Genomic DNA, 12,257 nt, shown 5'->3' with positions numbered 1-12,257 from the left:
AGCCCGACGGCGCCGCCGACCCGCGGGAGTATTTAAATATCGACCCCCAAGCGGTGGCAATGACCGCGCCGAACCGGAACACGCTGTGGGCGGGGGCGCTCGTTGACGAGCTCGTCGCCGCCGGCGTCGACAGCGTCGTCGTCTCGCCGGGCAGCCGCTCCACGCCGTTGACGATGGCCGCCGCCCGTCACGACGACCTCCGCGTCTTCTCCCAGTTAGACGAGCGCTCCGCCGCCTACTTCGCGCTGGGCCGCGCCCGGCGGACGGGGAGCGTCGCTCCGCTGATCTGCACCTCCGGCACCGCCGCCGCCAACTACCACCCGGCCGTGATGGAGGCGGACCAGGCCCGCGTCCCCCTGCTCGCGCTCACGGCCGACCGCCCGCCGGAGCTGCGCGACTCGGGCGCCAACCAGACCGCCGACCAGGAGAAGCTGTACGGCGACACCGTCCGATTCTACAAGGACCTCCCCGAGCCGGCGCCGAACGACCGCGCGCTCCGGTCGCTGCGGACCACCGTGGGCCGGGCGGTCGCGGCCGCCGAGGGAGCCGATCCCGGTCCGGTTCACCTCAACGTTCCCTTTAAGAAGCCGCTGGAGCCGACGCGGGTGCCCGGCGACGTGCCCGCCGACCTCGACCCGGTCGCCGCGGCCGGCCGCGACGGACCCTACGTCGACGTGACGCCGGGGTCGCCCGAGCCGGGCGACGACGGGCTCCGCGCGCTCGCGAACGAGCTGTCCAGCGCCGACCGCGGGCTGATCGTCGCCGGCCCCGCGGACCCGCCCGGAATCGACGCCGAGTCGGTGACGGCGCTGTCGCACGCGACCGGATTTCCGGTGCTCGCCGATCCGCTCTCGAACGTCCGGTACGGCGGCCACACCCGCGTCGCGCCCGTGATCGGCGCGTACGACGCCTACCTCTCGGCTGGTGTCGCCAGGGACGGTGACATCGGGGAGTCCGATTCGGAAACCGAGTGGACCGACCCCGAGGTCGTCCTCCGGCTCGGCGCGTCGCCCACCTCCAAGAACCTCCGGAAGTACCTCGCCGGGACCGGCGCCGACCAGTACCAGGTCGACCCCGCGGGCCGGTGGCGCGAGGCGGAGTTCGCCGCGACCGACCTCGTCGTCGCCGAGCCGAGCCGCCTCTGCGCGCGCCTCTCGCGGCTCGTCGCCGGCGGCGGTGGAGACCCGGACTGGCGCGCGCAGTGGGAGGAGGCCGACCGCGTCGCCCGGGAGATACACGAGCGAGAGCGGGGCGGAACCGGAGGGGAGGGCGGGGACGCGCTCTCGGCGGACGGCGATCCGGCGGGCTTCCACGAGGGTGACGCGCTCCGCGCCGTGGCCGACTCGCTCCCGGATCCGGCGACGCTGTTCGTCTCCAACTCGATGCCAGTCCGCGACCTCGACCGGTTCGTCGGGCCGACGACGGCGAGCGTCACCGCGCTCGGCAACCGCGGGGTCAGCGGGATCGACGGGATCGTCTCCAGCGCGCTCGGCGCCGGCTCGGCGACGACGGACGACCTCACCCTCGTCGTCGGCGATCTCGCGCTGTACCACGACGCGAACGGCCTGCTCGCGCTCGACCGGTGCGACGTCGACGCGACGGTGGTCCTGATCAACAACGACGGCGGCGGGATCTTCCACGCGCTCCCGATCGAGTCGTTCGAGCCCGAGTTCACGGAGTCGTTCAAGACCCCGCACGGCATCGAGTTCGAGCCGATGGCCGACCTCCACGGGCTGGCGTACGCGCGGGTCGACGCGCGGCCCGAGGCGGTCGGGGACCCGGTCGACGTCGCCGAGGAACTCGAAGCGGCGTGCGCGAAAGCGCGCGACGCCGACGGCTCCCACCTGATCGAGGTGCGGACCGACGCCGAGTCGAGCCACCGGACGCGCGAGCGGCTCGCGGCGGCGGTCGACGAGGCGGTCCACGGCGGCGGCCCGGACTGAGCCCGCGGTGGCGGCTCGAACCGAATCCGCGGGGGCTCACCCGATCGCGACCGTGGCGGTCGCCTCCGCGTCGTGCTCCTCGGCGGTCAGCGTCCCGACGATCAGGTAGACGCCCGGCGGCGGGGTCGGCCACGTCCCCTCGTACGTCGCCGACTCGCCCGGCGCCAGCGTCTCGGTGCCGAGCGCCTGCGTGAACATGCGCCCCTCGCCGTGTCGCCAGACGGGCCCGGCGGTGCTTCGACGGGGGTCGCCCGCCGCGTCGGCGGCGGCGGATTCGAAGGCCGCGAAGTCGGCGCGCTGGCCGGTCCGGAACCGGAGCGTGAGCGGGTCGTCGTCCTCGTTCGTCACGGTGAGGGCGAGGTCGACCCCCTCGTCGCCCTCGTCGGTCGCGAGCGCGGCGTCGAGCATGGGAATGAATCGCACGCGATATTATTTAAAAAATCCGCCCGATCTCTGCGGTCCGTGTGGTTCTACCGAAATCCTCTCTCTCTCGGCAAGCCCCGCCGTCGGGAATCTGAGTCGTGTAAACGCGTGCGCTCCGGGTTCGGGGTCACGGACGCGTCGCGGTACGCCCGACGGCGCTTCGTTCGAACGGACGGAACGCCGCGGGGAATCAGCGGTTCTCGCGGACCCGTCGTGAGAGTTCGTCGGCGGTTAAAAGCGCGTCGCGGACCATCGGTGGAGAGACCGCGAACGGCTGGTTGTGGATCGTCTCCTCGTCGACGCAGGCCGCCTCGGCGACGACGGTGAGGTCGCCGTCCGACGGGTCGTCGAGACCGATATCCGAGAGCGTGACCGGAAGTCCGAGGTCCAGCGAGAACTCGACGTACTCCTCGATGAAGGCGTCGTCACGGCCTTCCAACACGAGCTGTGATATCGTCCCGATGTTGACTTTCTCTCCGTGGGTCGCGCCGTGCGTCGCCTCCAGCTGCGTCAGCCCGTTGTGTATCGAGTGGGCCGCCGCGAGGCCACCGCTCTCGAAACCCAGTCCGCTGAGAAGGGTGTTCGCCTCGGTGACGGCTTCGACGCTCTCGGTGACAGCGCCCCGCTCGACCGCATCGACCGCGGCGAGCCCGTGGTCGCGCAGCGTGTCGTAACAGAGGCGCGCCAGCTGGTGCCCGGCCCGCGTGGGTTTCCCGCCGACGACGTTGTCGCCGTCCGACTGGGAGGCCGCGTCGGCTTCGAACCACGTCGCGAGGCCGTCGGCGATCCCCGACCGGAAGAAGCGGGTCGGCGCGCCGGCGATAACGGCCGTATCCACTAGCACGAGATCTGGGTGGTCCTCGTAGAACCAGTACTCTTGGAACTCGCCGTGTTCGCTGTAGATGACCGAGAGCGCGCTCGTTGGAGCGTCCGTCGAGGCGACCGTCGGCATCGAAACCATCGATTCGTTCAGGTTCGTTCGGACGGCTTTTGCGGTGTCGAGCGCCTTGCCCCCGCCCGCACCGACGACGAGGTCGACCCCCCGATCTTCCGCCAGGTCGGTGATACGTTCGATCTCCGTCTCGGACGCCTCGCCGTTGAACTCCACCGACGTCGCGCCCAGTCCCGCGTCTTCGAGACTCGCCAGTACGCGGTCTTCGAGAATGTCGAGGACTATCTCGTCGGCGATTAGCATCGCCTCCTCGCCCAACTCTGCAGCGTGTGTTCCGATCTCCCCGGCGACACCCCGACCCTGTACGTACGCCGCCGGAGATTTGAATATCTGCGTCATTGTGTGACACTGTCATGATCTTTCAACACGGTAATAACAGTTGCGCCGGGTGATTCCGTTGAGATACCGTTTATTAATAGGGCCGTCCGCGGGCGATTCCGACGCCCGGTCGTTCGGTGCCGGTTCGGTCGGACGACGAGCCGGTACCCGATCGCTTTCCCGACGACGACGCGCATAAGTCGCGGCCCCCCGTACGGGGGCGCGTGCAGGTCGTGGGTTACGAGTCGGGCGAGGGGCTCTACGTCGCCAGCGGCGGCGCGGTCGAGTTCGTCGAGGCGGACGCCGGCACGGAGCTCGCCTACGGGCTCGGCGAGCGGCGCTGCGCGGGAACCGTCCACGACGGCGAGCACGTCGTCTGCGACGCCCCCGAGGCCCCTTACTGCGACGCCCACGGGAGCGTCTGGGTGTGCGCGCGGTGCACGGGGACGTGCCTGAAAGACGAGATGGACTGCCACGAGGAGCACGCGCTGTACCTCGCCGCGTTCGCCCCCGACGTGCTGAAGGTCGGGGTGACGCGCCTGTGGCGGCTGGAGACCCGGCTCCGCGAGCAGGGCGCGGACCGAGCCGCCCACGTTCGGACCTTCCCGGACGGTCGCGTCGCTCGGCGGATCGAGGCCGAACTGGCCGACGCCGACGACCTCGTCGACCGGGTCCGCGTGCCGACGAAGCTCGACGGATTCGGCCGCGAGGTCGACGAATCGGCGTGGGAAGCGCTCCTCGACCGGTTCGACCCGATCGAGCGCTTCGATTTCGACTACGGGCTCGACCTCGCGGAGCGCCCCGTGGCGGAGACGATGGCGGCCGGCACGGTGCGCGGCTGGAAGGGCCGAGTGCTGGTGCTCGACCGCGGCGGTTCGACGTACGCGGTCGACGCCCGCGAGCTGGCCGGCTACGAGCTCACGGACGAGGTTCCCGATCGCGAACTGCAGTCGAGCTTGGGGGCGTTCGGGGAGTGACGGGCGGGCTCGCGGCGACCCTGTTCGGCGACCCGTTCGCCGTCATGAACACGGTCGGACTGGTCGCGTTCGCCCTCGTGGGCTCGACGAAGGCGATCCGCGAGGAGTTCGACCTGTTCGGCGTCGCGGTCGTCGGGCTGGCGATGGCCTTCGCCGGCGGCGTGACCCGCGACCTCCTCGTGAATCGGGTCCCGCTCGCCCTCCAGTCCCCGGTGGAGATCGCGCTCGGACTGGTCGGCGTCGGGCTGGCCGTCGGTCTGAGCGTCGTGCTCGCCGACCCCGACACGCACCCGGTCACGCTCGTCGCGGACGCGATCGGCCTCGCCGCCTTCGCGACGACCGGCGCGATCGTCGCGACCGACGCGGGCGTCTCCGCGTTCGGCGTCGTCGCGGTCGCGACGATCAACGCGGTCGGCGGCGGCGCGGTCGCGGACGTCCTCCTCGACCGCGCGCCGTTCATCCTCTTCGACGACTTCTACGCGAGCTGCGCGGTGTTGGGCGGGACCGCGTACTGGGCCGTCGGCGCGCTCGGTGGGCCGGGCGCGGCGGGCGGGCTCAGCGGAATCGCCGCCGGCTCCTGCGCGGCGGTGACCGCCGGCTCTCGCTTGGTCGCGGTCGCGTACGGCTGGCGGCTTCCGACCGCCGGGTGGGTCGAGCGCCTCGTCGAGCGCGTCACCGGTGAGCGGTGAGGCCGGTTTTTGAAGATTTCAGCCTTCGAACCCGCTCTCGGCGACGATCCGCCGCACGCCGACGTACGCGACCGCCGCGATGCCGGCGTAGGCGACGACGAGGGCGGTCGTCGCCGCGTCCGCGCTGTCGATCGCGAGCCGCGCGACCGCGTTCGCCGGGCCGCCGGCCATCGCCGTGGCGCCGCCGAACAGGACGAGGACGCCGACCGAGTAGAGGAATTGGGCGGCCCGGCGGTCAGGCGCGAGCGCCGAGATCCCGACGGCGAGCGCGACGACGAGCGTCGTCAGCGCGGTCATCAGCGCGAGGATCGACGGGACGTTGGCGACGGGCGTCCCGTTCGCGCGGAGCAGGAGCAGCCATAACAGCGCCTGCCCGGGGGCGATCGCGACCGCCGCCAGCGCCTTGCCGTCGACGATCTCCCCCAACGTGACCGGGGCGACCCGGAGCAGTTCCAGCGTTCCCTCGTCGATCTCCTCGGTGATCGAGTCGACGGCGAGCGACCCGGAGATGAAGACGGGGAGGAAGACGAGCACCGGGATCAACACCGTGTACGTGAACGTGAAGTACGGGCTGGAGCCGGTCCGCTCGGGCAGGGGGAGGGGCGGCTCGCTCAGGTACGCCGCCCGGTCCGCGCGCTCGTTCAGCTCGTACGTCCGGAGCAGCTCCCGGAGCTGGACGACGATCACGGTCGTCTCAACGGTCGCGTCCGGCGCCGTGACGCGCGCGACGATCCGCCCGTCGTCGTTCCGGTCCGCGATCACCACCGCGTCTGCGGCGTTGCGCTCGAAGGCGAGCCGCGCGGCGCCCGCGTCCTCGTAGCGCGTGACGGCGGCCCCGTCGACCTCGCTCGCGGCGCGCTCGAGGTCGCTCACGGCGTCGCCCGCGCCGGCCACCTCGACCTCCGCGCCGCCGAGCGCGCCGGGGTCGTACATCGAGACGAGCCCGACCACGAGGAACGACGAGAACGCGGCGATGAACAGCTGGATCGCGACCGCCAGCAGGATCGTCTTCTCGGCGCGCAGGCCCGCCAGCTCCCGGCCCGCGATCGTCAGCCGCCCGCTCTTTCCGGCGGTCGCTCCCCCGCTCTCCGCGTCACCCATGGACGCTCACCACCCCGAAGTTGTACGCGGCGTGGAGCAGCGTCGCCAGCGCCAGCGTGAGCGCGTAGTACGTCCGGTCCCGGCTCGCGCCGACCGCGGCGACGGTCGTGGCGAAGCCGTGGAGCAGGAGCGGGGCGAACAGCAGCGCCGCGAGGGCGAGTGGGGAGAGCCCCTCGACCCCGGCGACGCTCCCGAACGCGGCCCGGCCGACGTACAGCTCGGTGAGCCCGACCGCCTGCACGACCGCCGTGGCCTTCTCAGCGAGGAAGAAGCCGACCGCGGAGGCGAGACCGACCGCGACGGCGACCCGGTCGGTCCGGGCGAAGACGCCGCGCTCGAAGCCGGCGTAGAGATGGACGCTCTTGGCGACCTCCTCGATGAACGCGATCGTCACGAGGAGGACGGGGATCGACACCGTCACCGGGAGCGCGAACAGCGTCGCGACCGCTAAAAGCTCCGCGACGAAGACGAACGGGATCGCGCAGGCGGTGAGGAACGCGACCGAGCCGAGCGCGCGGAGCCGCCGGCGGTCGACGAGGTCCCCGAACCCGACGTCATCGACCGCCGAGAGCCGGACCGCGAGCGCGTCGAGGAGCTTCCGCGTCACCGGCTTCTGGGTGAACATGTCCTCCTCGCGGTACACCCCGAGCCCGAGCCCGAACAGGAGCGCGGCGCCGAGCGCCATCGGCGCGGTCGAGAACAGCGCCTCGCCGGCCGAGACGGCCTCGCCCTGCAGGTCGAAGACGACGAGCGTCAGCGGCGACACCAGCGCGACCGGCGTCACGTTGGTGAAGACGGCGGGGACGAACGCGTACGTCGTGAGGAGCACGCTGACGCCGACCGTGACGAAGGTGAGCTCCTTGAACGACCGCGCGAACATCGCGCCGACGAACGTGGCCGCGAGGAACGTCAGGGCGACGGGGAGCACGGCGACCACCGAGAGGGCGCCGCCGCCCACGGCGACCGCGATGAGCGTCGTGACGAGGAGCGCGGCCGCGACGTACGGGAGCGTCTTCCCGGCGACGATGTCGGCCGGCGAGAGCGGCGTGACGAGCAGCGGCTCCCCCCGTCGGTTCGTGCGCTCGTCGAGGACCGACGAGCCGTACGCCTGGATGAGGAAGTTCATCGGGACGAGGAAGGCGAAGGCCAAGAGCAGGGAGACGAAGGGGAACGGCGGCGAGATCGACCCCGGCGAGCCGACGGTGTCGGCGCCGAACGTCCCGCCGCCGACCGAGGGGACCGCGAAGCCGTCGCCCGCGGTTCCGCCGTCGGGAGCGGCGTCACCGGTACCACCGTCGCCGGTCCCCCCGCCCACGTCGGCGCGGTCGCCGTCACCGTCGCCCCCGCCCGCACCGCCGCTCCCGTCGCTCGACCCGTCTTCGCCGTCCGAGTCGCCCCCGCCGTCGGACCCCTCCTCCCCGAGCGTAGAGCCGTCGTCGAGCGCGCTCGTCCGCCCGACGTACCGGAGGGTGACGGTGACCGGGAAGGCGGCGGTCGCGTTCTCCTCGGCGGCCATCAGCCGCTCGTTGTGCGCCTCGACGGCCTCGCGGAACTCGGCGGCCGCGGCCTCGCCCTTCCGCGTGTCGCTGGCGCGGACGGCGACGGTCTCGACCGCGCCGGACTCGCTCTTCACGTCGAACACGACGAGGTCGGCCGTGTCGCCGAGTTCGGCCCCCTCGACGGGCACGGGCGTCAGCGCCGGCGCCCCCTCGACCGCGTCCGCGTACGGGGAGTCGCCGTCGACGGCGACGCGGTAGACGTCGCGGTCGACGTCGAGCCCGACCGCGCCGACCGCGAGCCCCCCGCCGAGGACGGCGCCGGCGACGAGCAGGAGCGCGAGCGCCACGGCGAGGGTGCGGCGGTCGACGCCGCCGCCGGCGCGGGCGACCTCCCAGCGCGCGACCCGGAGGACCCTCCGGAGCCGGTCGATCACTCGGCCCCCTCCTCGACGTCTTCGACCCCTCTGCTCCCGCCGCCGTATCGACCGGGCATCGGCCGCCCGACGATGTCGAGGAACACGTCCTCCAGGCTCGGCTCGCGGGTGCGGATGTCGACGACCTCGCCGCCGGCGTCGGCGGCGGCCGCCCGGACCGCCTCGACCGCGTCCATGTCCGGCACCGCGGTGCGGAACCGGTCGCCGACCTCCTCGGTCGCCGCGTCGGGGTCGGCACCGTCGAGGGCCGGCGACAGGCGCTCCGGCGCGGGCGCGACGTCGGTGAACACGTGGTACGTCGTCTCGCCGTGTCGCTCGCGGATCCCGTCGACGCTCCCGCGGGCGACGATGCGGCCCTCGTTCATCACCACGACGCGGTCGCAGACGGACTCGACGTGGTAGAGGTTGTGCGCCGAGAAGACGACGGTCTTCCCGGCCGCGCGCAGTTCCCGAGTGAACTCCAGCACGGAGTTCGTCGTCACCGGGTCGAGCCCGGACGCCGGCTCGTCGTACACGAGCACGTCCGGGTCGTTGACGAGCGACCGCGCGATGGCGACCTTGCGTTTCATCCCCTTCGACATGTCGCCGAGCCGGCGCTCGCGGTGGTCGAGTTCGAGCCGGTCGAGCGCGGCCGCGATGCGCTCGTCGGCGACGTCGCGCGGCACGTCGTACAGGTCGGCGAAGAAGCGGAGGTACGACAGCGGCGTCATCTCCTCGTATAAGGGCGACTCCTCGGGGAGGAAGCCGAGCCGCCGCCGCATCTCGGGGTCGTCCGAGGGGAAGCCGGCGACCTCGACGTCGCCCTCCGTGGGGTCGACGAGCCCGGCGAGCACCTTCAGCGTCGTCGTCTTGCCGGCGCCGTTCGGGCCGACGATCCCGAACACCTCCCCCTCCTCGACGGAGAAGTCGCTGTCGACGACGGCCGCGAAGTCGCCGTACGTCTTCCGCAACCCCGCCACCTCGATCATGGGTTGCGGTCGACCGCGGGCCGGGTTAAACCCACCTCCGCGGCTATCAGCCGCGAGAACGCTGGCGGCAGCCGGTTACCGTGGCGCCACTTCAGTCGTCGGCCCACGCGTCGCCGTGGGCCCGGTAGCCGTCGAAGTCGCCGGCCCGGATCTCGCGTTCGATCTCCGCGCGCGTCTCGCCGTCGAGCCGGACGACGTGACAGAGCGGGTGCCCCGGCGCGGCGACCGGGTTCTCCAGCGAGCCGAGGATCAGCCCGTCGAAGGGGGCCTCGACCGCGTGCTCCTCCGTCTTGAAGTGGTTCGTGATCGTGCAGATCGTCTCGCCCTCGTAGACGAGCGGGTACGGCCCCCACTCCATCTCCACGAGGCCGCCGGTGTCGGCGCGCAGCCAGCGTTTCGTGCTGTCGACCGAGGTGGACTGGAACCAGCCCGGCCAGTGGACCGGCTCGTTCGGGAGGAGCTCGTACTCGGCCATGACGCTCTCGACGCCCTCCAGCGCCTTCTCGACGAGCACGGGCTGGAAGCGGTGGGCGCGCCCCATCTCGACGGTCACCGTCGGGATCCCGTCGGCGGTCGCCGTCGAGCGCAGCGACCCCTGATCGCCGCTGCCGTACAGCACCACGTTCGTCGCGAACGCCCGCGCGAGACGCCTGACGTCGGGATTTTCGAGGTCGGCCCGGGCGTGGTAGATGGTCGTGCGGTTGCGGGTGGAGGTGTGGAAGTCGAGCCCGAGGTCGCACTGGGAGACGAACCGCCGGTAGATCCGGTTCGCCATGCGCTCGGTGGTGTTCGAGCGCTCGTTCCCCGGGAACGAGCGATTCATGTCCTGGTCGTAGATCGGGGTGTCGCGCCGCTGCGCCTCGTAGGCGGGGACGTTGCACACGTGGAGGCAGACGAGCGTGCCGTGGAGGTCGGCGGGCTCGTAGCGGTCGGCGACCTCCTGGACCACCTTGACGCCGTTGAGCTCGTCGCCGTGGATCCCCGCGCTCAGGAAGAGGGCCGGCCCGCCGCCCTCGCCGTTGATTATCGTCACCGGCATCTCGATCGGGTCGCCGAGGTACGTCTCGCCCACCTCGTACCGGACGCGGCGCTTCTCGCCCGGATCGACGACGGCGTCGTACCGGAACGGCTCCGGCTCCGGACTCGGTTCGGATTGCGGCTCGGTCATACCTCGGAGTCCCGGCATCGGACCATAATCCCCCCGGCCGTCGGTAGCCTTACGGCGCCGCTTCGAGAATCACGTCGCATGACCGACCGAGGGGACGCGACCGATCCCCAGAGCAGTCCCGCCGACGTCGACGCCCCCGACGCGGCGGCCCGCGAGCCCGCCGTCGATCCGGCGATCGCGGCGGCGACCCGGGAGGAGCTGCGGACGACGTTCGACTACCAAGTCGAACGCCTCCGCGAGATCGACAACAAGGCGATCGAGATCCTGAAGGCGAACCTGCTGCTCATCGGGATTGTCGTCACCGGCGGCTCCATCGTCGTCCAGACGACGGTCGACCTGGCCGTCTTCCTGAACCCGTTCACAGTGGTCGGCGGCCTCCTCCTGCTCGCGTCGACCGGGCTGGCGGCGGTCACCTACACCGCTTCGGACCTCCGCGGCGGACTGGACCTCAAGGCGGTCGACGCCGTGATAGCGAGCGAGAAGGGCGAGTCGTCGTCGCCGGACGACGTCGAGTTCGACGAGCGACTGCTCCGGAGCTACGCCGAGTGGATCGACTACAACGCCCGCGTCACCGCCGTCAACGACCTGCTGGCGACGGTGACGGTGCTCCTGATCTTCGTCGCCTTCGTCTACGTGATCGCCGGCGTCGTCGTCGGGGCGGCCGCCCTTTCGCCCGCCGAGTCGTGGACCTCCTTCGCAGTGCTCACTCTCCTCTCGGCCGCGTTCACCTGGGTCTCCGCCCACATGGACCACCTCGGTGCCGAGACGACCCACCCGGCGGCGTCGTTCGCCGGGATCCCGCTCTCGAAGGGCGGAGACAGGCGACAGGCGTGGTCGTCGCTCCGCGCCATGCTCGGGCGAGCGCCCACGGAGGAGGAAGAGCTCGGGGTCGAGCCGACCGAGATCGACCTCGAAGAGGCGGAAGCGGAGGTGGACGGGACGGAGAGTTCGGAGCGATAAGAGCGCGAGCCCGTCGGACCGATCGGTACGCGAGCGGGAAAACGGAGAGAAAGCCGCGGTTCGACCGGCGTTACTCCTCTTCTTCCTCTTCCTCGACGGGTCCTCGGCCCCGTTTCCAGACTCCCTTCGCCGAGGTGTCGTGCGGTGCTGTATGCGAGACGTCCTTCATGGTGTCGCGGTCGTCGGCCATGTTGGAATCGAGTTGCGCGGATCTCCGTATTAACCCTTCGTGGAAAGAGATAATGAGACCTGATACCATTTAAGGTATTAATATGCGTCGGCTTAACTGCGACGAGACCGTTGGACGGATCGTGAATTACCGGTCTCGTTCGGGCGACGAATCGAACGTTCGTTGCGATTTCGACGGGTGCGGCGACGCGTCCGCGTCGACGGTCGTCCGGGAGGGGGCGACGCTCGCCGTCGGTCGCGACGTCGCGGTCGCCCCGTCGATCGCCGCCGAGGCCCTCCGCGACACCCGCGCCTGGCCGGACTGGGGGCCGGCGATCGACGCCGTGGAGAGCGACGACCGCTACGTGACTCGCGGGACGACGGGACGGGTCCTGGTGGGCGGCGCGTGGCTCCCGTTCCGCGTGACCGCGTGCAACGGGCGACGCTGGGAGTGGCGTGTCGCCGGGATCCCGGCGACCGGCCACCGCGTCGACAGCTACGCCGGGGAGTCCGACCGAAGCCGGGTCGTCGTCGAGGTACCGATCGTCGCGGCCTGGTACGTCCCCGTCTGCCGGCGGGCGCTCGACCGGTTCGCGGTGCTGGTGGAGAGCGACGGCGAGAGCTAGCGGGAAGCGGCGGGAGTCAGTGGAAGGCGAC

Annotated in this window: 11 protein-coding genes; 5 read left to right on the top strand and 6 right to left on the bottom strand. The window is 71.5% G+C overall.

The window, feature by feature from the left end; translation table 11 throughout:
* Window positions 1–59: 59 nt before the first annotated feature.
* Complete coding sequence (gene menD, locus FGM06_RS08870) at window positions 60–1,943, top strand: 2-succinyl-5-enolpyruvyl-6-hydroxy-3-cyclohexene-1-carboxylic-acid synthase (RefSeq protein ID WP_144798905.1); 1,884 nt, start codon at window positions 60–62, stop codon at window positions 1,941–1,943.
* Window positions 1,944–1,979: 36 nt separating this feature from the next.
* Here menD and FGM06_RS08865 read toward each other — a convergent pair whose 3' ends face one another.
* Window positions 1,980–2,351: a BsuPI-related putative proteinase inhibitor gene (locus tag FGM06_RS08865; RefSeq protein ID WP_144798904.1), complete on the bottom strand. Its 372-nt coding sequence runs from the start codon at window positions 2,349–2,351 to the stop codon at window positions 1,980–1,982.
* Window positions 2,352–2,556: 205 nt separating this feature from the next.
* The gene (locus FGM06_RS08860) at window positions 2,557–3,657 is read right to left on the bottom strand and encodes a glycerol dehydrogenase (protein WP_144798903.1); all 1,101 of its coding nucleotides are present in this window, start codon (window positions 3,655–3,657) and stop codon (window positions 2,557–2,559) included.
* 203 nt (window positions 3,658–3,860) lie between these two features.
* Between FGM06_RS08860 and FGM06_RS08855 the strand changes: the two genes are divergently transcribed.
* Together FGM06_RS08855 and FGM06_RS08850 are read left to right on the top strand one after the other, a co-directional pair.
* The gene (locus tag FGM06_RS08855; RefSeq protein ID WP_144798902.1) at window positions 3,861–4,613 is read left to right on the top strand and encodes a DUF2797 domain-containing protein; all 753 of its coding nucleotides are present in this window, start codon (window positions 3,861–3,863) and stop codon (window positions 4,611–4,613) included.
* Entirely contained in the window at window positions 4,610–5,302 is a 693-nt protein-coding gene (locus tag FGM06_RS08850) for a trimeric intracellular cation channel family protein (protein WP_144798901.1), read from the top strand. Before FGM06_RS08855 ends, FGM06_RS08850 begins: the two co-directional genes overlap by 4 nt.
* Before the next feature lie 18 nt (window positions 5,303–5,320).
* Here the strand turns inward: FGM06_RS08850 and FGM06_RS08845 are convergent, their stop codons facing one another.
* The 4 genes from FGM06_RS08845 to FGM06_RS08830 form a co-directional block, all read right to left on the bottom strand.
* Window positions 5,321–6,403 carry an ABC transporter permease subunit gene (locus FGM06_RS08845; protein WP_144798900.1) on the bottom strand — a complete coding sequence of 361 codons (1,083 nt, stop codon included), beginning with the start codon at window positions 6,401–6,403 and terminating at the stop codon, window positions 5,321–5,323.
* Window positions 6,396–8,336, bottom strand: coding sequence for an ABC transporter permease family protein (locus tag FGM06_RS08840; protein ID WP_144798899.1), 1,941 nt, complete (start codon window positions 8,334–8,336; stop codon window positions 6,396–6,398). Before FGM06_RS08840 ends, FGM06_RS08845 begins: the two co-directional genes overlap by 8 nt.
* Window positions 8,333–9,304, bottom strand: a complete 972-nt coding sequence (locus tag FGM06_RS08835) for an ABC transporter ATP-binding protein (protein WP_144798898.1) — start codon at window positions 9,302–9,304, stop codon at window positions 8,333–8,335. The genes FGM06_RS08840 and FGM06_RS08835 overlap by 4 nt, the downstream gene beginning before the upstream one ends.
* A 91-nt stretch (window positions 9,305–9,395) precedes the next feature.
* Window positions 9,396–10,472 carry a succinylglutamate desuccinylase/aspartoacylase family protein gene (locus tag FGM06_RS08830; RefSeq protein WP_144798897.1) on the bottom strand — a complete coding sequence of 359 codons (1,077 nt, stop codon included), beginning with the start codon at window positions 10,470–10,472 and terminating at the stop codon, window positions 9,396–9,398.
* Between the two features lie 78 nt (window positions 10,473–10,550).
* Between FGM06_RS08830 and FGM06_RS08825 the strand changes: the two genes are divergently transcribed.
* On the top strand, window positions 10,551–11,432 hold the full coding sequence (locus FGM06_RS08825; RefSeq protein ID WP_144798896.1) for a hypothetical protein: 882 nt from the start codon (window positions 10,551–10,553) through the stop codon (window positions 11,430–11,432).
* Between the two features lie 311 nt (window positions 11,433–11,743).
* Window positions 11,744–12,226: a hypothetical protein gene (locus FGM06_RS08820; protein ID WP_144798895.1), complete on the top strand. Its 483-nt coding sequence runs from the start codon at window positions 11,744–11,746 to the stop codon at window positions 12,224–12,226.
* The last annotated feature ends 31 nt before the right edge of the window (window positions 12,227–12,257 follow it).

Source organism: Halorubrum depositum, from assembly GCF_007671725.1.
Taxonomy (GTDB): domain Archaea; phylum Halobacteriota; class Halobacteria; order Halobacteriales; family Haloferacaceae; genus Halorubrum; species Halorubrum depositum.
The sequence above is the reverse complement of the archived record's forward strand: the minus strand, read 5'-3'. Positions and strand labels throughout refer to the sequence as shown.